Genomic DNA, 24,113 nt, shown 5'->3' with positions numbered 1-24,113 from the left:
AGCGATTAGTTTTGAATGAATTTTGCAAAAGCATATGGAAGGAAAAAGGAAAGCAGGGCTTTCCTTTTATAATCGAAATTGTGTAAATTATGCTGATACCATAACCATTGCAGGGCGAATGACTCGACCGTGCAGAGTGTAGCCTTTTTGTAAAACGCTACTAATGTGATTTGCCTCAATTCCTTCTGCTGGCTGCATTGAAATTGCTTGGTGGAGTTCTGGATCAAAAACTTCTCCCACATTGCCAACAGCATCAATACTAAAATTAGCTAATGTTGAAACTAGCCCTTTATGGGTAAGTTCAACACCTTCTGCTAGGGCTTTGACGCTTTCATCAGCGCCTTCAAGGGTCTGTAAGCCTCGCTCAAGATTATCAACAACATTCAGCAACTCTTTAGCAAATTTTTCGAGTGCAAATTTATGAGCTTTTTCGATATCTTGTTCAGTACGTCGGCGAATATTCTCAATTTCTGCTCTTGCTCGCAATGCAATTTCTTGCTCACGTTTATCTGCTTCAGCGATATAGTTTTCTAACTCTTGAATACGAGCAAGGGCATCAGCAAGCGGGTCGTTTTCATTATTTTTTGCTAAATCGTCTTGAGTTTGCTCTGTTACGATCTCTTCTGCAGGGGCTTGATTTATCTCTTGTTCCGCTTGTTCTTTTTCTACTTGATTGGTCATTTTTAATCCTTCTAAATATTGTCAAAAATTATGAGCAAAATTTTGCTAAAAAGCCCGACTAATATAGCGACAAATTGGGGGATTTCAAGGTATAAATCGTGATTTTCCTGCAAAATCTATTTTATTCAGGTGAGTTTTCGTTATAATCAACAACAAATATTTTAAATATATAAAAGGATAATTTTTTATGATGCGTTCTCATTATTGCGGAAGTTTAAACCGTTCTAACGTTGGTGAGCAAGTTACATTAAGTGGCTGGGTTCATCGTGTGCGAAATCTTGGTCGTTTTATTTTTATGCAAATTCGAGATCGTGAAGGTATTATTCAGGTATTTGTTGATGAAAAAGATGAAGCCGTGTTTGCTATTGCATCTGCTTTACGTGCAGAAGCCTGTGTGCAGATTAAAGGCGAAGTTATTGCTCGTGATGAACAGCAGATCAATACTGAAATGGCTACAGGTGAAATTGAAGTCTTAGTAAAAGATATTTTGGTATATAACAATGCAGAAGTACTACCATTAGATTTCAACCAAAATAATACAGAAGAACAACGTTTGAAATACCGTTATTTAGATCTTCGCCGTCCTGAAATGGCAGAACGCTTAAAAACTCGGGCTAAAATTACCAGTTTTGTTCGTCGTTATATGGACGAAAATGGCTTTTTAGATATTGAAACCCCAATGCTAACAAAAGCAACACCTGAAGGTGCTAGAGATTATCTTGTGCCGAGCCGTGTTCATAAAGGAAAATTTTATGCTCTCCCACAATCCCCACAACTCTTTAAACAGTTATTGATGATGTCGGGATTTGATCGTTATTATCAAATTGTGAAATGTTTCCGTGATGAAGATTTGAGAGCTGATCGTCAGCCTGAATTTACTCAAATTGATGTGGAGACAACATTTATGACAGCTCCTGAGGTGCGAGGGTTGATGGAAAAAATGATTCGTGGGTTGTGGCAAGATCGTTTAAACGTGGATTTAGGTGAATTTCCACAAATGACGTTTGCTGAAGCAATGCGTCGTTTTGGTTCGGATAAACCTGATTTACGAAATCCATTGGAATTAGTTGATGTAGCTGATCTATTAAAAACGGTAGAGTTTAAAGTATTTAGTGATCCTGCTAATAGCCCAGAAGGACGTGTAGCCGTACTTCGTGTGCCAAATGGTGCAGTCCTTACTCGTAAACAAATTGATGAATATACCCAATTTGTTGGAATTTATGGAGCAAAAGGTTTAGCTTGGCTGAAAGTTAATGATCTTAATGCAGGTTTAGAGGGGATTCAAAGCCCTGTGGCAAAATTCTTAAATGAGGCGATTATTACAGCATTACTTGAGCGTGTGCAGGCACAAACAGGTGATATTATTTTCTTTGGAGCAGATAGTGAGAAAGTGGTTACCGATGCAATGGGAGCATTACGTTTGAAAGTAGGGCGTGATCTTAATTTAACAGATCTGACCGCTTGGAAACCGCTTTGGGTGGTAGATTTCCCAATGTTTGAAAAAGATGACGAGGGGAATTGGTCGGCAATGCATCACCCATTTACTGCACCGAAAGATCTTAGCCCAGAAGAGTTGTTAGCTGATCCAAAAGGGGCGGTAGCGAATGCTTATGATATGGTCATTAATGGCTATGAAGTAGGTGGAGGATCTGTGCGAATTTTTGATCCTAAAATGCAACAAACGGTATTTAATATTTTAGGAATAAATGAAGAGGAGCAAAAAGAAAAATTTGGGTTCCTGCTTGATGCGTTAAAATTTGGCACACCACCGCACGCAGGTTTAGCCTTTGGATTAGACCGCTTAACGATGCTGATTACAGGAACGGAAAATATCCGTGATGTGATTGCCTTCCCGAAAACAACGGCGGCAGCTTGTTTAATGACTGAAGCACCAAGTTTTGGTAATCCTAAAGCCTTAGCGGAATTAGCGATTAAAGTGACTACGCCAGAATAGTATGAAATAATAAAAATGCCAGCAATGCTGGCATTTTTATTGGCTTCAAGCGGTTGGATTTTGGGAATATTTGCAACTGATTAGAACGTTACATTTAACCCTGCCATAAAGTTGCGGCCCATTTGCGGTAAGTCTGCTAAGAATGAGGCATGTGAATAGATCTTTTGATTCAAGATATTATCAACCTTTAAGAATACTTTCCAATCAGTATTACCTACAGGTTTCTGATAGCCCATACCTAGATTAAGCATATGATGTCCTTTTGTTGGATTCTCAAAATCAGATGTTTTATTTTGTTTGAATACACGATAGTATTCTAAGGAAGCAGAGTAATTTGCGGTAAAGTCAGCGTTAATTCTTGTTCCTAAGCGAGCTGGTGGAACACGAGGAGCATTACGATCTGCTTGTGGAATCAGTTCATTCGGACCTTTAAAATACGCTGCTGGACCAGGAATATCTGGAATATTGACCAGTTTTCCTCTTACATAATCACCAAAGAGTGAAAGGCGATAAATTGGTGTCGCTTGGTAATTTATTTCGCCTTCGATACCATAGAATTTTGCCCCAGACTGCATATAACGATTTAAACGTACGTCTTTGAAAGATTCAATTGATTTTCCACCTCGGCCTGCATTTAAGGTTTTTGCATAAATATAATTTTTAAAATCATTGCGGTAAACGCTTATTTTATAATCAACTTCATTCCCCGTATAACCTAATGCAAGCTCAATGTTATTTGAACGTTCTTTACGCAAATTTTTATTCCCAATTTCAAAAGCATTAGTTGCTAAATGTTTACCATGAGCATAAAGTTCTTGGGTTGTTGGTAATCGCTCTTGGTGAGATGCGATAATTGAGAATGTATGATCGGGTGCAAAATTCCATGTGGCAGAACCTGAGTAGGAATGTGCTGTTTCACGATGTGGCGCAAGTGAGGGTAATGGTGTATCCATATAATTACGTTCGTTGATCAGATCCATATCATATTTAATTTTGGCGACTTGTCGTTCAATACGACTGCCAATTTCAAAACTAAGATCTTTCCATTTCCATTGTTCAATCGCAAAGGCGCTCATACGGTTAGCCTTATTATTGATCAATAATTCTTGGTGTAATAATTCAGGTTTTGCTCCTGTAGCACTACTTTTTTGTGAAAGATATTGTACTCCCCAAACTCCTTTTATATTGTAAATTGGTTTATGTACCAGTTCGATTCTAGCGTTTTCTCCATTATTTTTAAAAAATCCAGATACAAAGTTTCCATCTTTTTCAGAGTGTTTATAATCAACGTGGCTTAAGGTTGTTCTTAGCGTATCAAAACCCACAAAAGGTTGGTCAATTTCCGCTCTGAAATCATAGCGTTTAGAATGGAGGTCAATCCACGGATTACCATGTTCATGTTCGGCATGTTGATGTCCACGATGAATGCCACAACCTAAACCAGGATTGTTGTAATCGACGTCAGCCTCATCAAGAAGATGTGGATAGAGTTGTAAATAGTTATGGGTGATTAATTTACTTGGTGTAATAATATCCGCATGGCAATGTTCATATTCATGATTATGTGCAGGTAAGCCATATTTATCTTGTCTATCTGTAAAGGCGAAGCCCACATAGCTATTATCTTTTATCCACGAAAGCCCTATACTCCCTACATTAGAATCTGCCCAACTATCATTGATCCGATTAAGCTCTGTAGATTTTGGTACTTTATAGTCCGTTGATTTCCGGTTTAGTCCTTCTAGATGCACTGCAAATTGTTGCCCGAGTGCGAATGTTACGCCACTTGAGATAATTTTTTCTCGGTTATTTGTTCCATAGCGAATGCCGACTTCCCCTTCATAACCATTTTCGGGAATAGTAGTTGGAATTTTATCATCGATTACATTAACAATACCTGCAATGTTACCAGAGCTATATAACAGTGTTGGCGCACCACGAATAATTTCTATTTGCTTTGATAAAATACTATCGACAGTGATCGCATGGTCAGGCGACATCGTAGACATATCGATAGTTTCAGCATTATTTTGTAGAACCTTAATCCGATTTCCTTCTTGACCACGAATAACTGGTGCACTTGCACCACCACCAAATTGGTTAGAGTGAATGCCAATTTGATTAGATAGTGCTTCTCCAAGTGTACTCGAACGGCTTTTTAAGGTTTTTCCATCAATAATCTGATCGCTTGCTTTTAAATTAGTATTGAGTAAATCAGAGCTAGTTTTTAGTGGGCTAACGATGACATTAATCGTATCTAATTGTACGCTCTGTTCTGCAAAAACTAGGGTAGGAAAAGCGACTAATGTTGCTAGTATAGACTTCTTTGTACGAAACATTTTTACCTCTTTAAATAACCATAATATGTTTATGGTTAAATAGCATAAAGCAAAATTCACATAGCCACAATAAAAATATGGATTTTTATTAAATTATAGGGAAATAGATGATATTTATCTGCTTTTTACTTATAATATCTTCCTTAAAAAGAATATTTAGGAATTATGTCGTATAAGAATAATCAGTCAGTGCTAGTCATCATCTATGCGAAATCTACGCAACGAGTGCTGATGTTACAGCGGGTAGATGATCCAGAATTTTGGCAATCAGTTACGGGGACAATTGAAAAGGGAGAACGCCCTTTTGAAACAGCGCTTAGGGAGGTGAAAGAAGAGACAGGGATTGATGTATTTGCTCAGAATTTATCACTTTATGATTGTAAGAAAAGCGTTGAGTTTGAGATTTTTGCTCAATTCCGCTATAAATACGCCCCGAATATTCGTTATGCTACAGAGCATTGGTTTTTGCTCCCATTAGAGCAAGAGATTATACCCGTGTTAAGCGAACACCTCGCTTTTCAATGGCTAAACGTAGAACAAGCGGTGAGATTAACAAAATCACCTAATAATGCACTGGCGATTCAACAATATTTAGCAGAGACAAATTAATAAATAATTTACATTGTTTATGATAGCGGTGTAAATTTAGTAATTTTAACTTTTAGATTAGATAGGAAATAAAAATGGCAGGTCATAGTAAGTGGGCTAATATTAAGCACCGTAAAGCAGCGCAAGATGCACAGCGTGGTAAAATTTTTACTAAATTAATTCGTGAGTTAGTTACCGCAGCAAAATTAGGTGGAGCAGATGTTAATGCAAATCCTCGTTTGCGTACTGCTGTTGATAAGGCTCTAGCTAGTAATATGACACGTGATACAATCAACCGTGCGATTGAGCGTGGTGTTGGCGGTGGTGATGATACTAACATGGAAACCAAAGTTTATGAAGGCTATGGTCCAGGTGGTACAGCCGTAATGGTTGAATGTTTGAGTGATAATGCAAACCGTACTATTTCACAAGTTCGTCCAAGTTTTACTAAATGTGGTGGTAACTTAGGCACAGAAGGATCGGTTGGCTACTTGTTTAGTAAAAAAGGGCTAATTCTTATTGCAAATGCAGATGAAGATAGTCTAATGGAAGCCGCAATTGATGCGGGAGCAGATGATATTCAGCCACAAGAAGACGGTAGTTTTGAAATTTATACCGCTTGGGAAGATCTTGGTCGTGTTCGTGATGGTATTGAGCAGGCAGGATTTAAAATTGAATCAGCGGATGTTACAATGATTCCATCAACAACAGTCGATCTAGATGCAGAGACTGCGCCTAAGTTATTGAAATTAATTGATATGTTAGAAGATTGTGATGATGTACAAAATGTTTATCACAACGGTGAAATTAGTGACGAAATCGCTGCAATGTTATAAATTTTTTCATACAAATGAGAACTTCTTTATTTGTATGAAGTCAAAGTAGTGCAATATAAATTGCATATTATTATTTTCATTATTAAAAATTAAGGTAATCTATGAAATTAACTAAAATTTTTGCAGCTTTAGTGGTTGCTGGAGCATTAGCAGCGTGTAACGAAACATCAAACCCTGTAACAAGTGCGGTAAATGGTGTTAAAGATGTAGCAAGTTCAGCAGCTAATGGCGTAAAAGAAGCAGCGACTAGTGCAACTAATGCAGTAACTACTGCAGTTGAGAATACAGCAAATAGTGCAAAACAAATGGTTTCATCTCAACCTACATTTGAAACAGCTGCATATTACTGTGATGTTGAAGGTAAGAAAAACCAAGTAGTTTCAGTAACATATGCATTTGTTGATGGAAAAGTAGATTCAGCAACAGTAAGCATTCACAAAAAAGTAGTTGGTCAAGAAATGAAATTTGACAGTGCTTATAAAGATGGTACTCGTTTTGTTGAAGGTAACAAAGTTTGGAGTTTAGACTACGGTTTCTCTGCTGCAACAGTAGGTAAAACTGTACCAGTGATGTTTACAGACAATAATAAAATTTTAGCGAAAAGCTGCCAAGTTATTGCAAGATAATTAGTTTTTCGGTTGATAAACAAAATGGATCTGCGTTTATGTAGATCCATTTCTTTTTTGAGAAAATGAATGCCAATTATTTTAGGAATAGATCCTGGCTCACGAGTTACGGGTTATGGTGTTATTCGCCAAACAGGACGGCAGTTAGAATATCTTGGTAGTGGGGCAATTCGAACTGCCGTTGATGATTTACCTACTAGACTAAAGCGTATTTATGCAGGTGTTACAGAAATCATTATACAGTTTCAGCCAGATATGTTTGCCATTGAACAAGTTTTTATGGCGAAGAACCCTGATTCAGCTTTAAAGTTGGGGCAAGCTAGGGGAACAGCGATTGTATCTGCGGTAAATCACAATTTACCCGTTTTTGAATATGCTGCTCGTTTAGTAAAACAGACAGTGGTAGGCATAGGCTCTGCGGATAAAATCCAAGTGCAAGATATGGTTACTCGTATTTTACAGCTTTCAGCGAAACCGCAGGCTGATGCGGCTGATGCACTCGCTATTGCGATTACTCACGCCCATTCTATTCAACATTCGTTGAGTGTAGCAAAACAGAGTGCTCAGGCTGTCAGTAGCGAGAAAGAGCAGACATTGGCACTGCTGAAAACACGTTATAGCCGTGGACGTTTTCGGTTAAAAGGCTAAAAAATTGTCTAAATTGCAGCGGTTACGATAATTTCTACTTTCCAATTTGGATTAGCAAGTCTAGCCTCTACTGCTGCACGGGGTGGTGCATTATCTTTTGCGACCCATTCGTCCCAGGCCCTATTCATTTCGTCAAACTCTAACATATTAGCCACAAAAATCTGTGCCATCAGAATACGGCTTTTATCTGTACCTGCTTGTGCTAGCCATTTGTCTATTTCAGCTAATACTTGTTTGGTTTGTCCATACATATCTTGTGAATCATCTTCAGGGATTTGCCCTGCGAGGTAGGCAACATTATTGTAAATTGCCATTTCGGATAAGCGATCGCCAACTTGAAAGCGTTTAATCATAACAATTTTCTCTAGTAATAGATAAATAAATAAAAAGACAAGCGGTTAGAAAAGCAAAATTTTTACAAATTTTATGAGAAACTAACCGCTTGTATTATAACTTTGATAGCCTATTCGACTTTTACAATCCAACCTTCTGGTGCAGGAATTTCACCAAATTGAATACCAACAAGTTCATCATATAAACGTCTAGTGATTGGGCCGACTTCTTTTTCTGAGTAAAAAATGTGGAAGTTATCGCCATACTGAATACCGCCAATAGGGGTAATAACAGCAGCCGTTCCACAAGCTCCTGCTTCAGTAAATTTATCAAGCTGATTGATATAAACATCGCCTTCAATGGTTTCTAATCCTAAACGTTCTTTGGCAAGGTAGAGTAAAGAATATTTAGTAATACTCGGTAAAATAGAAGGGGAAAGTGGAGTGATAAATTGATTATTAGCGGTAATCCCAAAGAAGTTTGCAGCACCGACTTCTTCAATTTTTGTATGAGTTGTTGGATCAAGGTAGATGCAGTCAGCAAAATGACGATCGTGAGCAATTTTTCCAGGATAAAGGCTTGCGGCATAATTTCCACCGACTTTAGCAGCACCTGTACCAGCAGGCGCTGCACGGTCAAATTCAGAGACAAGGAAATTAGATGGAGCTAGCCCCCCTTTAAAATAAGCCCCAACGGGACAGCAAAATACACAGAAAATAAATTCTGGTGCGGATCGTACACCAATGTTTTCACCAACGCCAATGACAAAAGGGCGTAAATAGAGTGCTGCACCTGTTCCATAAGGGGCAAGCCATTCATTATTAGCTTTTACAACTTCTTTACAAGCTCGGATAAAAAGTTCTGTAGGAACTTGGGGCATCAACAGGCGATCGCAACTACGTTGCATTCTTTCTGCGTTTTGATCTGGTCGAAATAGGTTGATTGAGCCGTCTTTACAGCGGTAGGCTTTTAAGCCTTCAAAGCATTGTTGTCCATAGTGAAGGGCTGTTGAACCTTCGTGAATAGTAAGATGATTATCGGTAGAAAGTTCCCCCTCGTTCCATTGCCCATCTTTCCAACGTGCAATAAAACGGTAATCGGTTTTAATATAGCTAAATCCAAGATTTTGCCAATCAATATCTTTTGCCATTGTTGTGTTCCTTTTTATTTTATAATAGTAAATTAATAAATTTTTAATAAAAGTATCAAAACTTTACCTAAACTAATATAGATTGAAAAGGGGAAAAGTAAAAAAATTCGATAAAAAGTGGGTTTTATTGGCGAGAAAATAGGAGTTCTGATAGTATAATAGGTATCGAATGTAAAAAAACCGCCCAAGTGGGCGGCGTTAAACCAAATGGTTCAAAATATACAGGAAGTGAAACGAATAACTTACGTTATTCTAGCCTAGTTACCTAGACTAATATGCAAACACAACATCATACTTAAATTCACATAATTGCAGAGCAACTACGCACTATCCATCTAAGTACGAGCAAAATTCTAAAGATGTTTGACCAGTTTCACAAACGATATTTTTTAATTTTATTTATCAAAAAAAATAATGTTGTTAATATGTTAATAGCATTTTACAGAGATTATGAGTCATAAAAAATTACCCCCACTTAATGCATTAAAAGCATTTGAATCTGCAGCTCGCCATTTAAATTTTACTAAAGCGGCGGAAGAGTTATTTGTTACACAAGCGGCTGTTAGTCATCAAATTAAATTATTGGAAGATTTTCTTAATGTACAGTTATTCCATCGCCGTAATCGATTGTTGGAATTAACTGAACTAGGATCGCAATATTTTGATGAGATCCGACCGCTATTAGGGCAAATGGCAACGGCAACTGAACGGATTCGTTTAAAAAATGGGCGTCAAATTTTAACAATTAGTGTGCCACAAACATTTGGAATGCACTGGCTTGTTCCACGTTTGAACGATTTTCATAAAAAATTTCCTGATATTGAAGTTCGAATTAAAGGTGTGGATCAAGATGAAGGGTTGTTAGGAAAAGAGATAGATGTTGCAATTTATTATGGATCAGGAAATTGGCAGAATGTAGAATCGGTTCGTTTAACGGAATCACCTTTAGTTATTTTGGCATCGCCTAAATTTTTAGAAAAAAATCCATTAAATAAGCCTGAAGATCTGATCGGTAAAACACTATTGCACGTTTTTAGTCGTAATAAATGGAAAAGAGTCGTAGAAAATTTTGGTTTACAAGAGCAAATAGATGTTGATGAAATAGGATCGCTATTTAGCCATACATTTATGGCATTGCAAGCAACGATGCATCAGCAGGGAGTTGCAGTTGCTAATAAATTGATTGCACAGCACGAATTAGAGCAGGGTAATCTTGTTGAACCTTTCCCTACAGGGCTAAACGATGAAAAATCGTTCTATGTGGTTTATCCGCCTAAAGCAATAGATGAGAGTGAAAAAGTAAAATATTTCGTACAATGGATTATTGAAGAAATGCAGAAAAATCATTAATTTGTTTAGCAAAATAAAAAAGCATTTTGATTAAAATGCTTTTTTAATTTAATCGGTTTAAGTGCAATGAAATCGGCTGACAAGCGGTCGCTTTAGATAATTTTTTCGCATTTACTTGAGAATAAACAGGAGAGGTAAATGAAATATCAATGGGTGTTATTTGATGCAGATGAAACATTATTTTCCTTTAATTCGTATTTAGGGTTAAAAGCGATATTTTCTCGAGAAAATATAGATTTTAGTATTGAAGATTATAATGCTTTTCAAGCGGTAAACCAGCCTCTTTGGGTACAGTATCAAAATAAAGAAATTACGGCTGAAGAATTGCAACGTATAAGGTTTGAGAAATTATCGCAAAAAACGGGAAAAGATCCGAGGGTATTAAATCAAGAGTTAATGGAAGAAATGGCGGTAGTTAGCCAACCCCTTGAACATGTTCAAACAATGTTAGAAGCATTATCTCATAAGGTAAAAATGGCGATTATTTCAAATGGGTTTGAGTCATTACAGCACAAGCGGTTAGTTAATACGAATACCTTGCATTTTTTTGATATTGTAATGACATCTGAACGAGCGGGTATAGCTAAGCCCGATCCTCTTATTTTTGAAGCGGTATTTGATCAAATGGGTAAGGTTGATCTGAATCGTGTATTGATGGTGGGGGATACGTTGAGTTCAGATATTCAAGGAGGGATTAATGTTGGAATTGATACTTGTTGGTATAATCCTGAAGAAAAGTTGAATGAATTAAATATAAAGCCAACGTATGAAATTCGTTCAATGCTAGAGCTGATTGATATTGTTGATAATAAAGTTAAACCATAATGCAACCAAATGCGAAATATAGAGTCCAATTAATGGCTATCTATTCAGGCCTCGTTTAATGATATCTATAAAGGAAAAGTAATGAAGTTTTTACATAAAATTGCCGTATTAGTCGCAATATCTTTTGGTTCTTTAGCTAACGTATGGGCTGAAGATTTTAATATAAAATACAATACTAATTATTTAATGCCGTCTTATGTTCATTTTAAGAATGATGGTAAGCAGTACTCCATTCAATCAAAAATTAATGTGCCGTTTTATAACATTGTATTTACAGCAAAAGGTTATGAAAAAGACAATCAATTTCATCTATTAAGCTATCGGGATACTAGAAATGGTAAAAATTATGCACTAGCAGAGATTGACTCAAAACGTATTCAATATGGAAAAGTTAAAGAGCCATTGAAACAAGAAACATTGGTATTACCAACCTTTGACTTATTTAGTTTAGCGTTCCAATTAAGTTATTATGATAAATTGCCATTAAATTTTCAAACGACCAATGGTAAAAAATTATATCCAGCAAAAAATGTTGTGCTAAATCGAACGAAAAAGATAGTGAAATTAAAAGGAAACAGCGTAGAAGAAGTGACCTATAAATTTAAAACAGATAATAAAAATATTATCGTAAAAAAATGGGTAGGTGAGAAATTTCCTCGTTATATTTCATATAGTCGTGATGGCGATAATTATGAATTAACATTTGATGAATTTGTTAAATAATTGAGTGTTCTGTAAAACTTTTGCTGGGGTGCTTTGTAAATAAATATCTTTTTTATGTAAAAATAACTTGTTTTTTTGCTGGCATTAAATGATAATAGTTATTATTTAATGATAGTAAGGATGAGTTATGTTTCAAAAGAATTACTTAGCAGTGGTTATTGCATCAGTATGCTCTGTCGCTACAGTTTCAGCAGAAAGTGAAGTAATATTACCTGAAATTAAAGTAGTTGTTTCATCGGATGATATACAAGTAGATTCGATGAAAGTTACTAAAACAGAGATTGAACGTAAGCAGCCTCGTGATTTAAAAGCATTATTTGCCGATCAATTAGATGTGCAAGTAAATGATTTACAAGGTTCTCGTTCTGGTAATGCCGGTATTAATATTCGTGGTCTAGAGGGTAACCGTGTTGGAATGACGATTGATGGTGTACCGTTACCTGAAGCACAAGACAACAAATTATTCGTTACATTTGGACAAGATGTTGGTTCTGGTAATACTATTGAACCAATGGCATTACGTTCAGCGACTGTAACATACAGTGGTTCAAATAATTCTCTTTCAGGTAGTGTGGGCTTTGCAACCCTTGAACCTAGTGATTTGATCAAAAATGGCAATGTTGGTGGCTTTGTTGCAACAGGTTATGATAGTGTTGATAATTCGGTATATGGCTCAGTAGGTGGAGCAGCGAAAAATGATCGTTATGAGGGGCTTGTTGTTGCCACAGGGCGTTTTGGCCATGAAACAGAAAATAAAGGTACCGTAGGTGGTGAAGGTCCTGCTCGTACTAAAGCAGACCCTGCAGATTATAAAAATAACTATGTATTAGTTAAAAATGCTTATCAAGTTAATGATGAAAATAAGTTAAAATTAACCTTTGAACATCAACAAAAAATAAAAGATTCGGATGTCCTTTCTAGTGCTGTTTTAAATAGTAGAACTGGTCCTGTTCCTGCTATGTTTAATACCGATGAAAGTCGCCGTGCGCGTGTTTCTTTAGAACATGAATATATCAGCGATACAGGTATTGTACAAGAAGCTAATACGCATATTTATTATCAAAATGCGAATACATTAGGCTATCGTAATAAACCAACAAAACGTACAGAGAATAGTGCTGTTAAAGATCAGTCTATTGGGGTTAGCTCTGATTTAGTTTCAAAAATTGATACAGCTATTCCTCAATCATTACATTATGGTTTTTCTTACCAGTATAGTCGTTTAAAAAATGATATTAATTGTCCAGAATGTAGTCATCCTCCATATTCTACGTTTATCATTGATCCATCAGCAGACATTAAACAACATAAGACACACCTTTATTTAGAAGATGAAATTACGCTAGGGGATGTTGTTATCACCCCACATGTTGGTGTATTAAACTATCGTTCAAATCCATCTAAATCAGGTCATCAACAAGCTGCTTCTGAGCTTATTGAAGTTAAAAACCAAAATCATACAGTTTTCTTACCAAAATTTGCGATTAACTGGAAAGTTTTAGACGCTTTCGAACCTTACTTCCAATATTCTCGTGGCGTTAAAACACCATCTTCACAAGAATTAACATCATCATTTGGACACTCAGGCTCCTACTTCCTTCCGAATGGACAAGCTGGGCAGTATAAATATGCGTTAGTTGGTAACCCGAATTTACGTCCAGAGCTAGCTGATAATTTTAGCTTAGGGATTAAAGGTAGAAATGATGCTGTCCAGTATAATGTGTCAGGTTATTACAACAAATATCGTAATTTTATTACAACAGTAAATGAAAATACGGCTGGATATAGCCCACTAATGCAATATGCTAATTTAGAAAAAGCTAAAATTTATGGTGTAACCGCAGATGCTAAAGTGCGTGTTTACGGTGATTTCTTTGTTTCTGGTGGCGTTGCGTATAGTAAAGGTACTTCACAAAATAGTGGTGAAAAGGCTCCGATCAATACTATTCAACCATTAAAACTTAAAGCAGGTTTAGGTTATGAAGGTGAGACATTTGGTGCAGACATTCGCTTGACTCATGTTAGTGTGAAGAAAGATAAGGATATTAACATTCCAGCTCAAGAAACGAATCCTCATAGTTCAGCGTTCTATAATCCAACTCGCACAGTTAATTTGGTTGATTTAGGCGTTTATTGGAAACCAGTGACGAACTTAATGTTTACCGCAAATTTGAATAATGTATTTAATAAAAAATACTGGAATTGGGCAGACGTATCTCGCTTTGCTGTACAAAAATCTTCTGGCGGTGCTGGTGATACTAGTATGATCTTAAATAAAGATAATGCAGATAGATATTCTGCACCAGGACGTAATTTCAATGTTGGTTTACGTTATGAGTTTTAATTAATCCTCACTTAATATAAAAGGCTTTCAACTAGAAATTGAAAGCCTTTTTATTTTACGGGACACTTGTGCAAGCGATTAGTTTATAAAAATTTTTGCTAGCTATACTTCTATTGCTTAACTTGCATATTTTCATAAAAATAAACCGCTTGTTCTATTCATTCCTAGATAACTAATTCACCAACAATACTACGAGTTTCGATCCGTACTTCTTTTAATTTAACTTTAACAGCTTGTCCTATCTGATACCGCTTTTCACCATTGATAAATAAGGCAATATGTTCAGGGTTAAATTGCATTTCATCTTTATTTGGGTGTATCGTTGAAAATGGCACAAAGAGCGATGCCCCATTTTCTAAGATCTTGACTCGAATACCGCCTCGAGAAACATCGTGAATTTCACCTTCAAATTCGATATTCTCTGCAACTTTTGGCGATAAATAGCAAGCATAGAGCCAGTCAGCAATATCTCGTTCGACCATTCTATTTTGTTTACGAGCTTCTTGTAAACGGTCCAAAATGTTTTCTTCTACGGGGGTAATCTGCTGATTGAGTAAAATCTGTTTAATCAGGCGATGATTGACCATATCACCATATTTACGAATAGGCGAAGTCCACGTTGCATAATGGCTAATACCAAGCCCTAAATGTGGAGCCGAACTATTTTTAAATTCCGCAAAAGTGAGATAACGGCGTAACCGCATTTCTAAGAAATTTTCACTAAATTGGTCAATATCTCTACGCATTTCGCAATAGCCTTCTAACGTTGCTAAGCGTTCTGGGGCGTAGCGTTCGCTAAGTTCTGAACGATTTTGATCGGTCGCAAGGGTATCTAATAGAAAAGTTTTTGCATTTTCTAAGTTTTTCGGATCAAAGCCTAAATGCGTATTAAAAATACCTGTTTGAGCATATTTTTCTAAATATTGTGCAGCACAAATGTTGGATAAAATCATTGATTCTTCAATGATCTGATTAGCTATACGGCGGTATTCAACATGAATATTTTTGACTGAGCCGTCTTCATTGAGCTCAAAGGAATAGTCCCCTTGTTCTTTAAATAACAAGGCATTTTTTTTACGCCAATCAATGCGAGCGAGAGTAAATTGATGTAGCCAATCAATCTGCTGTTTTTCATTTTGGTTGGTTGGTTGCCACGCATTAGGTTGCTGTTCAAGATAGTCAGAAACAGCGTTATAAGCAAGTTTTGCTTTTGATTCTACCCAAGCAGAGCTGAATGTTGCTTCTTTTAATACATTTCCTGCAAGATCTGTTTCAATATAAGCAACGAGTGCAGGGCGTTTTTCATTTGGTACGAGAGAGCAGAGTTCATCAGATAATTCTCTTGGCAACATTGGAATGTTAAATCCAGGTAGATAATTAGTAAAGCAACGTTGGCGTGCTGACTTTTCAATCTCAGAATTAATAGGAATATAAGCGGTTGGATCAGCAATAGCGACAACTAAACGCCAACCTGTTTGATCCCCATTTTGCTCAACTGGCTCAATATAAAGCGCATCGTCCATATCTTGCGTACTCGGTGAATCAATAGTTGTGAAGTAGAGAGATGAAAGATCTTCTCGTTCTAGTTCATCGTGAAGTTGATAGCTTTCTTCACTTTTTACAGGCTCACGAGGTTGCTCGTGGCGAGCTAATGTTACCCACCACGGAGCAAAATTATCCTCAGCTTTACAAATTAATTGGGTTACTTGTGCAAATAAAAAACGATCATCTCGAAGTGGATGAGTTTTTAATTTTGCCACAACCCAATCATTTTCAGATAATGGATCAGTGATACTTTTGTGGGTATTAGCAGAAATCAAATTTTTAATATTTGGGTGATCGACCGCTAATAGAAGTTTTCCATCTTTATTGAATTTTACTCGAGCAATAAAACGTTCAAGCATTGGCTCAATTAGTGAGTCAATTTCAACTTGAGCTTTATCACCTTCTCGTTTTACTACTGCTTTTACTTTATCGCCGTGCATTACTTTTTTCATCTCGGGAGGCGAAATAAAAAAGCTCTCTTTATCGCACTCTAAAAAACCATAACTTTTATCAGAGGCTTTAACGACACCTTCTACATATTCTTTATTTGCTTCAATTTGTTGTTTAAGTTGAGCTAAAAGAGGATTATTTTGAAACATCTAGTTTATCCAAATTGGAATGAGTAAAAAATAATAAAATCCAACCGCTTGTAAAATATAGCTATTATATTTTTGCTAAATCTTACAAAATGTTGGATCTATTATCGAAATAAAACAGAACATATTGTAATGTTCTGTTGTGATTAACATTATTCAGCGTCAATATCGCCCATAGCTACAACACTAAAGCCTGCATCAACGTGTACAATTTCCCCTGTAATTCCACCTGCAAGATCAGAACATAGGAAAGCCGCTGAATTACCGACATCTTCGATGGTTACCGTACGGCGTAATGGGGCAGTTTTTTCAAAATTAGATAACATTTTTTTGAAATCTTTAATACCAGAAGCTGCTAATGTACGGATTGGACCAGCAGAAATCGCATTAACACGGATATCTTCTTTACCTAAGTCTGCTGCCATTACACGAGTACTCGCCTCAAGAGAAGCTTTTGCTAAGCACATCACATTGTAATTAGGAATGGCTCTTTCAGCCCCTAAATAAGTTAATGTTAAAAGTGCAGATTTAGGATTTAACATTGGACGAGCGGCTTGAGCCATTGCGACAAAACTATATGCACTAATATCGTGAGCAATACGGAAGCCCTCACGAGTTGCTGCATTGACATAATCGCCTTCAAGTTGATCGGCTGGCGCAAAACCGATTGAATGAACAAAGCCGTCAAATTTTTCCCAAGATTTAGCGAGTTCTGTAAAACAGTTTGTAATACTTTCATCGGTTGCAACATCCATTGGTATTACAATATCGGAACCAAATTCTTTTGCAAATTCTTCTACGCGTCCTTTTAATTTGTCATTTAAATAGGTGAAAGCTAATTCTGCACCTTCACGTTTCATTGCCATTGCAATGCCATAAGCGATTGAACGGTTGCTAGCTAATCCGGTAATTAAAATACGTTTACCCGTTAAAAATCCCATAATTGTTCCTTATACTTTTAAAAATTGATGCCCACGATGAGCCAAATGAGAGAATTATAGCGAAATTTTGATAAAGCGTGAAATACAAGCGGTCTGATCAGTGCAATTTTTTGCAAATTTCAGTTTTTTAGTGAAAAATTTTATTTTTTCCTTGAAATCAAGCATTTCAGACTTATTATACTGAAGCAAAATAAGAGGAATAGATAATGGGTAAAAAACGCAGTGCGAGTTCATCGAGGTGGCTTGCAGAACATTTTAAAGATCAGTTTGTGCAGAAGGCACATAAACAGAAATTGCGTTCTCGAGCATATTTCAAATTAGATGAAATTCAACAAAGTGATCGATTGTTTAAACACGGAATGACGGTGGTAGATCTGGGGGCAGCTCCAGGTGGTTGGTCGCAATATGTTGTAACCCAAATTGGGAATAAAGGGCGAGTGATTGCGTGTGATATTTTAGAAATGAACCCAATTGCAGGGGTTGATTTTTTACAGGGTGATTTTCGTGAAGAAAATGTCTTGAACGCCTTACTTGAGCGAGTAGGGGAAGAGAAGGTTGATGTTGTGATGTCTGATATGGCGCCTAATTTTAGTGGAATGCCATCAGTAGATATTCCCCGAGCGATGTATTTAGTGGAATTAGCGTTAGATATGTGTCGCCAAGTATTAGCACTAAAAGGCAGTTTTGTTGTCAAAGTGTTCCAAGGAGAAGGATTTGATGATTATTTACGAGAAATTCGTTCGCTGTTTAATGTAGTGAAAGTGCGTAAACCAGAGGCTTCTCGTGGGCGTTCTCGTGAAGTTTATATTGTTGCTACGGGTTATAAAGGATAATTAGCAAAAGAGTGCAATTTGTAGTACTCTTTCACTCTGTAATCTTAAATGAGATTTTAGTTAATAAAAAGAGGTAGAACCTTGAACGATATGTTTAAAAATATTTTGCTTTGGGTGGTTGTTGGCATCGTGTTAATCACCGCTTTCCAAGGCTTTAATGGAAGTTTCAGTAGCGCAAATAATGTTGAATACTCCACATTTATCAATGATTTAAAAGAAAATCGCTTAAAAGAAGTGAATTTTCAAAGCAACAGTGAGGTTATTTCGGTTGTCAAAACAAATGGCACAGAATACCAAACGATAATGCCAATTTATGATAAAAATCTATTAGATGATTTACTGAATAAAAATGTTACAGTTGCGGGACAGCCTGCAGAGCATCGTGGATTATTATCACAGATTTTCATATCTTGGTTTCCAATGGTTCTGCTTATTGGTTTTTGGCTATTTTATATGCGTCAAATGCAAGGTGGCGGACGTGGTGGTGCGATGAGCTTTGGTAAAAGCAAAGCAAAAATGCTTGCACCAGACCAAATTAAAACAAGATTTTCTGATGTAGCTGGGTGTGATGAAGCAAAAGAAGAAGTAGAAGAAGTTGTTGATTTTTTGCGTGATCCTACAAAATTCCAAAAACTAGGCGGGCGTATTCCAAAAGGAATTTTAATGGTAGGTCCACCGGGAACAGGGAAAACTTTATTAGCTAAAGCGATTGCAGGTGAAGCAAAAGTACCATTTTTTACGATGGCAGGTTCAGATTTTGTTGAAATGTTTGTGGGGGTTGGAGCATCTCGTGTGCGGGATCTCTTTGAGCAGGCAAAGAAAAATGCACCTTGTATTATTTTTATTGATGAAATTGATGCAGTTGGACGTAAACGTGGTGGTGCAGGCTTTAGCGGAGGACATGATGAGCGTGAGCAAACATTAAACCAAATGCTCGTTGAAATGGACGGTTTTGAAGGATCTGAAGGGGTAATTATTATTGCTGCGACAAACCGTGCAGATGTATTAGATAATGCTTTAACTCGTCCAGGGCGTTTTGACCGCCAAGTTATGGTTGGATTACCTGATGTAAAAGGGCGTGAGCAAATTTTGAAAGTGCATATGCGTAAAGTTCCTCTTGCGCCAGATGTTGATCCAATGATTATTGCTCGTGGTACACCAGGCTATTCTGGCGCTCAGTTGGCAAATTTAGTGAACGAAGCGGCTCTATTTTCCGCACGATCGAATCAGCGTGTAGTAACAATGAATGATTTTGAAAAGGCAAAAGATAAAATCAATATGGGGCCAGAGCGTCGTTCAATGATTATGACGGAAGAACAGAAAATTTCGACCGCATATCACGAGGCAGGACATGCAATTATTGGTTATTTAATGCCAGAACATGATCCTGTTCATAAAGTAACAATTATTCCTCGTGGACGAGCATTAGGCGTAACCTTCTTCTTACCAGAAGGAGATAAAGTGAGTATCAGTCAGAAGCAGTTAGAAGGCAAATTGGCAAGTACTTACGGTGGGCGTTTAGCTGAAGAGTTGATTTATGGTAAAGAAAATATTTCGACAGGTGCATCAAGTGATATTCAAGTTGCCTCCAGCATTGCACGTAGAATGGTAACTGAATGGGGCTTTTCTGAAAATCTTGGTCCAATCTTATATAAAGAAGAAGAAGGATTTGGTGCGCCAAAAGTTGTTTCAGAAGCAACGGCAGAGAAAATTGATGAAGAAGTTCGTAAAATTATTGACCGTAATTATGAACGGGCAAGAAAAGTTTTAACGGATAATATTGATATTTTGCATGCAATGAAAGATGCGTTGATGAAATATGAAACGATTGATATGCCACAGATTAAAAATTTAATGGAGCGTAAGCCTGTTGGAGAGCCAGCTGGCTGGAAAGAGGGAGATGATACACCACCTTCAGGAAAGCCAACAGAAATGCAAGATTCTGAGGGCAACCAGGAGAAAGAAGAGAAAGATTTAGATACTTCTGTAGCAGATAATCAGGCTGATATTAAGTAATCTGTCTATATTCCTAATATTGAAAACCGAGCAAATGCTCGGTTTTTTATTACCTAAAATTGCAAAAATTTATAAATCTATCCGCTTGGTAATGTTTACAATACAAACATGTAATATTATATTTGCACTACGTGTAATAATAAATTTACAATGAGTTTTGTTATTATTATAATAAACGAAATTTGATTGATAGAGGTCTGTATGAAAAATAAAACGTTAGGCAGTACGCTGATTGTTGCAGGAACGACTATTGGTGGTGGAATGCTAGCAATGCCACTTACTTCAGCGGGGATTGGATTCGGTTTTACAATGATTCTACTTGTTGGGCTTTGGTTATTATTATGTTTTAGTGCTTTATTATTTGTAGAACTGTATCAAAATGCTGACAGTGATGCGGGAATTGGTACTTTGGCAGAAAAATATTATGGTACATTTGGACGGGTAATTTCCACGGCTGTATTGATTGTTTTTCTCTATGCAATTTTATCGGCTTATGTTTCTGGCGGTAGCTCATTATTGAGCGCATTTTTACCAACAATTGTTGATGAACAAACTACGGTGCGAGTTGCAGGTATCCTGTTTACCCTTGTTTTTGGCGCTTTCATTATTAGTGGAACGACAAGCGTTGATGCGATTAACCGTATTTTGTTTGCTACAAAAATTTTAATGTTTTTGGCGGTACTTGGGTTATTGCTACCAAAAGTTTCTGTGGAAAATTTACTTGAAATTCCAATTGATAATTTCTTATTGATTTCAGCAAGCCCGATTTTTTTCACTGCATTTGGCTTTCACGGTTCAATTCCGAGTTTGAATAAATATTTAGAGGGAAATGTTAAAGCCTTGCGGATCTCAATTTTAGCTGGAACAGCTATTCCACTGATTGCTTATATTTTATGGCAGTTAGCTACTCACGGAGTGTTAAATCAAACAGAATTTTTGCAAATTATTGAGAAAAACCCAACGCTTAATGGATTAGCTGAAGCAATGGGACAAGCCACAGGTAGTGCGGTTATTAGTGTAGCTATACGTATTTTCTCCGCATTGGCTTTAATTACTTCATTTTTAGGGGTGGCATTAGGTTTGTTTGAGGCGCTAGAAGATCTCTTTAAGCGGGTGAATATCAACGCAAATAGAATGACATTTGGTATGCTAACATTTCTCCCCCCAATGTTGTTTGCATTTTTCTACCCGCAAGGCTTCATTACGGCTTTAGGCTATGCAGGGCAAATGTTTGCGTTTTATGCTATTGTTTTACCGATTGCAATGGTTTACAAAATGCGTCGTCAATTACCTAATTTACCTTACCGAGTAAAAGGCGGTATGCTTTCATTATGGGGGGCGTTAATTATTGGTATATTGATTGTAATTGTGCCATTTTTAGTTGAACGAGGAATTTTGCCACAAGTTATTGGCTAATTTGTAAAAATTGATAAAAACTAACCGCTTGAGGCAACTTCAAGCGGTTTTTATATTCTAATGAAAGAACAGATTTTTTAAAGATAAGAGAAAAATAGTATGTGGAAAAAAACGGTGTTTGCTACGTTGTTTATTCATACGGTTGTATTTGCGGAAGAAACAATATCAAATGATGTAATGCAGTCTAGTATGAATATAGAACAAGCGAAACAGCAATGGCAGTTACAGCAAAAACTTGCTTATAAAACATTACTGAAACAGCGAGAGAATTTTTTGCAGTTAGAATCGCTGTTGGCTGAAGCCGAGCGTCAAAATAAAGTAACACCAGATTTACTTGAATTAGCTGAGCAACTTTATGATCCAAATTATCCGCTGATTGCAGAAAGTGATTGGGCAATATTAAAAGCGAAATTAGCCAGTGAGGCAGGAAAAAATCCTGAGAAGGTTAAAGAATGGATTACTACATTTTCCACTAAATACCCTGATATTGCTAAGCGTAATAAATTAGCTCAGCGGTTATTTCCTTTGTATTACGAACAACAACAATTTGCAGCATTGATTGATTATGCAAAACAGGTTACTCCTGATGTAAATAATCAGTGCCGTTTATTCTCTGCTCAATTTCAGCTTTTAGCGGAACAGCTTGAAATTAACCCTGAAGTAGAACAAATAGAGCATTCGGCACAAAATATAGAACAATCAGAACAAATGAGTGATTTATTGATGCAATTCGATAAATTTTGGTTGCAGAATGGGAAATTATCACAGGAATGTCAAAATATCGAAGCTTACTGGCGAGATAAAGGATTTAAAACTGATGAAAAAGTACGAGCTAAAGCGGTCAGATTATTTGAAAAAAATGCAAAAGCTGATTTAGAAGCATTGATCGTTAATGCAAATCCAGCTATGGCAGAATGGCTTAATGGCGTGAAAGGATTATTACTTTCTGTGAAAGAATTGCAAAATTTTGCTGAAAATCAACCGCTAGAGCCACAAAATAAAGCAATTTTGTTAATTGCATTCCCTCGTTTTGTCAAAACCTTATCAGAGCAGACAGAAAATGCTAATTTTTCTCTATATCAACAATGGGCAGAGCGTTGGCAGTTATCAAATGAGGAAATAAAAGTATGGAAAACAGCCTTTATTAGCCGATTATTTGATAATGAAAATCCAATTTTTCAGCTTTGGCGTGATGAGCAAATTAAGCAGTTAAAAATAGATAATTTAACAGAACGCCGTTTAAGAATGGCGATTTGGCAAAAAACAAGCTTACAAGAATGGCTACCACTACTTTCAGATGAGAGTAAAGCAAAACCAGAATGGCGTTATTGGCAGGCGAAATCAGATCCAAAATTAGAAAAAAAATTATTGGAGAATTTAAGCCAAGAGCGAGGTTTTTATGCAATGTTGGCAGCAAGTAGGTTAAATAAGCCTTATCTACCCAAAATACCTGATATTCAGCCATTATCCCCATCGCAAAAAATTCAGTTTAAACAACCGCTTGAGCGTATTACTGAATTACGAACGCTATCCCGATTTGATTCTGCTAAATTAGTCTGGATTTCATTGTTACAAGCGGTTAGTTTTGAGGAAAAATTAGCATTAGCAAGTTATGCGGTAGAGCAAGACTGGTTTGATTTAGCTGTAGAGGCAACTATTCAGGCAAAAGCATGGGATTATTTACCTTTGCGTTTACCCAATGCTTATGCAGATTGGTTTATGATAAATTTACGCAATAAGCCTATTTCTCAGAGCTTTGCGATGGCTATTGCACGCCAAGAAAGTGCTTGGAATCCGAAAGCCCGTTCATCGGCTAATGCGTTAGGCTTAATGCAAATGTTACCTACAACTGCATCATTAACCGCTAAAAATAGCCAATTACCTTATCATAATGAGCGAGATTTATTGGCTCCATTTAAAAATATTATGCTAGGAACGGCACATTTGGCAGAGTTAAATCAGAAATATCCTAATAATCGTATTTTAATATCGGCTGCATATAATGCAGGAGCGAGCCGAGTTGAAAAATGGTTAGCTCGGGCGAATGGGCAGCTTGCGATGGACGAATTTATTGCCTCAATTCCTTTTTATGAAACTCGAGGCTATGTGCAGAATGTGCTGGCATACGATTATTACTATCAGATGTTATATGGCAATCCTTCAGTTTTATTTTATCCTGAAGAGCAAAAGCCATACTGATAGTGAAGGAAACAAGCGGTAAGATATATTTACTTTTTTGTTAAAAATAAAAAAGAGGTTGGCTTTTCTGCGTTTTTTCTTTAGAATTAGCGTTCGGTTTTTTACCGAAATAGTTCTTGGGGAATAGCTGGGTCGCCTGCTATTTTTTATTTATCAGAGCAATATTGCTC

19 protein-coding genes are annotated in these 24,113 nt (G+C 36.7%); 13 read left to right on the top strand and 6 right to left on the bottom strand.

Annotation, left to right across the window (positions count from 1 at the left end):
* Positions 1-87 precede the first annotated feature (87 nt).
* Positions 88-681 (bottom strand): nucleotide exchange factor GrpE, encoded by a 594-nt coding sequence (grpE, locus tag A6B43_RS00735; RefSeq protein ID WP_124210686.1) that lies wholly within the window; start codon positions 679-681, stop codon positions 88-90.
* A gap of 187 nt (positions 682-868) precedes the next feature.
* Here grpE and aspS point away from each other — a divergent pair, with 187 nt between their 5' ends.
* The gene (gene aspS / locus A6B43_RS00730) at positions 869-2,635 is read left to right on the top strand and encodes an aspartate--tRNA ligase (RefSeq protein ID WP_124210685.1); all 1,767 of its coding nucleotides are present in this window, start codon (positions 869-871) and stop codon (positions 2,633-2,635) included.
* Positions 2,636-2,715: 80 nt separating this feature from the next.
* Here aspS and A6B43_RS00725 read toward each other — a convergent pair whose 3' ends face one another.
* Positions 2,716-4,974, bottom strand: coding sequence for a TonB-dependent receptor domain-containing protein (locus A6B43_RS00725; RefSeq protein WP_124210684.1), 2,259 nt, complete (start codon positions 4,972-4,974; stop codon positions 2,716-2,718).
* A gap of 165 nt (positions 4,975-5,139) precedes the next feature.
* Here A6B43_RS00725 and nudB point away from each other — a divergent pair, with 165 nt between their 5' ends.
* From nudB to ruvC, 4 genes are all read left to right on the top strand, one after another.
* Positions 5,140-5,583: a dihydroneopterin triphosphate diphosphatase gene (nudB, locus tag A6B43_RS00720; RefSeq protein WP_124210683.1), complete on the top strand. Its 444-nt coding sequence runs from the start codon at positions 5,140-5,142 to the stop codon at positions 5,581-5,583.
* Positions 5,584-5,657: 74 nt separating this feature from the next.
* Positions 5,658-6,398 (top strand): YebC/PmpR family DNA-binding transcriptional regulator, encoded by a 741-nt coding sequence (locus A6B43_RS00715; protein ID WP_124210682.1) that lies wholly within the window; start codon positions 5,658-5,660, stop codon positions 6,396-6,398.
* Positions 6,399-6,499: 101 nt separating this feature from the next.
* On the top strand, positions 6,500-7,024 hold the full coding sequence (locus A6B43_RS00710) for a hypothetical protein (RefSeq protein ID WP_237306909.1): 525 nt from the start codon (positions 6,500-6,502) through the stop codon (positions 7,022-7,024).
* Between the two features lie 69 nt (positions 7,025-7,093).
* A complete protein-coding gene (ruvC, locus tag A6B43_RS00705) occupies positions 7,094-7,672 on the top strand; it encodes a crossover junction endodeoxyribonuclease RuvC (RefSeq protein ID WP_124210681.1) in 579 nt (192 codons plus the stop codon).
* A gap of 8 nt (positions 7,673-7,680) precedes the next feature.
* Here the strand turns inward: ruvC and A6B43_RS00700 are convergent, their stop codons facing one another.
* Complete coding sequence (locus tag A6B43_RS00700; RefSeq protein WP_124210680.1) at positions 7,681-8,025, bottom strand: RidA family protein; 345 nt, start codon at positions 8,023-8,025, stop codon at positions 7,681-7,683.
* 110 nt (positions 8,026-8,135) lie between these two features.
* Entirely contained in the window at positions 8,136-9,173 is a 1,038-nt protein-coding gene (locus A6B43_RS00695; RefSeq protein ID WP_257792868.1) for a branched-chain amino acid aminotransferase, read from the bottom strand.
* 432 nt (positions 9,174-9,605) lie between these two features.
* On the opposite strand from A6B43_RS00695, the gene A6B43_RS00690 reads away from it, so the two are divergent.
* The 4 genes from A6B43_RS00690 to A6B43_RS00675 all read left to right on the top strand — a co-directional run bounded on the left by A6B43_RS00690 (position 9,606) and on the right by A6B43_RS00675 (position 14,397).
* The gene (locus tag A6B43_RS00690) at positions 9,606-10,505 is read left to right on the top strand and encodes a transcriptional regulator GcvA (RefSeq protein ID WP_124210678.1); all 900 of its coding nucleotides are present in this window, start codon (positions 9,606-9,608) and stop codon (positions 10,503-10,505) included.
* Between the two features lie 138 nt (positions 10,506-10,643).
* Positions 10,644-11,330: a pyrimidine 5'-nucleotidase gene (gene yjjG, locus A6B43_RS00685; RefSeq protein ID WP_124210677.1), complete on the top strand. Its 687-nt coding sequence runs from the start codon at positions 10,644-10,646 to the stop codon at positions 11,328-11,330.
* 81 nt (positions 11,331-11,411) lie between these two features.
* Positions 11,412-12,053, top strand: a complete 642-nt coding sequence (locus A6B43_RS00680; RefSeq protein WP_124210676.1) for a hypothetical protein — start codon at positions 11,412-11,414, stop codon at positions 12,051-12,053.
* Positions 12,054-12,180: 127 nt separating this feature from the next.
* Positions 12,181-14,397: a TonB-dependent hemoglobin/transferrin/lactoferrin family receptor gene (locus A6B43_RS00675; protein WP_124210675.1), complete on the top strand. Its 2,217-nt coding sequence runs from the start codon at positions 12,181-12,183 to the stop codon at positions 14,395-14,397.
* Between the two features lie 164 nt (positions 14,398-14,561).
* On the opposite strand, the gene A6B43_RS00670 is transcribed toward A6B43_RS00675, so the two are convergent.
* Complete coding sequence (locus tag A6B43_RS00670) at positions 14,562-16,541, bottom strand: exoribonuclease II (protein WP_124210674.1); 1,980 nt, start codon at positions 16,539-16,541, stop codon at positions 14,562-14,564.
* A 149-nt stretch (positions 16,542-16,690) separates the two neighbouring features.
* Positions 16,691-17,479 (bottom strand): SDR family oxidoreductase, encoded by a 789-nt coding sequence (locus tag A6B43_RS00665; protein ID WP_124210673.1) that lies wholly within the window; start codon positions 17,477-17,479, stop codon positions 16,691-16,693.
* A 206-nt stretch (positions 17,480-17,685) separates the two neighbouring features.
* On the opposite strand from A6B43_RS00665, the gene rlmE reads away from it, so the two are divergent.
* The 4 genes from rlmE (at position 17,686) to A6B43_RS00645 (ending at position 23,943) form a co-directional block, all read left to right on the top strand.
* Positions 17,686-18,312, top strand: a complete 627-nt coding sequence (gene rlmE / locus A6B43_RS00660; protein WP_124210672.1) for a 23S rRNA (uridine(2552)-2'-O)-methyltransferase RlmE — start codon at positions 17,686-17,688, stop codon at positions 18,310-18,312.
* A 90-nt stretch (positions 18,313-18,402) separates the two neighbouring features.
* Positions 18,403-20,328: an ATP-dependent zinc metalloprotease FtsH gene (gene ftsH, locus A6B43_RS00655; protein WP_124210671.1), complete on the top strand. Its 1,926-nt coding sequence runs from the start codon at positions 18,403-18,405 to the stop codon at positions 20,326-20,328.
* Between the two features lie 201 nt (positions 20,329-20,529).
* Positions 20,530-21,744, top strand: coding sequence for an aromatic amino acid transport family protein (locus A6B43_RS00650; protein ID WP_124210670.1), 1,215 nt, complete (start codon positions 20,530-20,532; stop codon positions 21,742-21,744).
* 99 nt (positions 21,745-21,843) lie between these two features.
* Complete coding sequence (locus tag A6B43_RS00645) at positions 21,844-23,943, top strand: transglycosylase SLT domain-containing protein (protein ID WP_124210669.1); 2,100 nt, start codon at positions 21,844-21,846, stop codon at positions 23,941-23,943.
* Positions 23,944-24,113: the final 170 nt, after the last annotated feature.

It is taken from the genome of Vespertiliibacter pulmonis (assembly GCF_013377275.1).
In the GTDB taxonomy this organism is placed as follows: Bacteria; Pseudomonadota; Gammaproteobacteria; order Enterobacterales; family Pasteurellaceae; genus Vespertiliibacter; species Vespertiliibacter pulmonis.
This window is presented reverse-complemented; position numbering and strand designations above follow the sequence as displayed.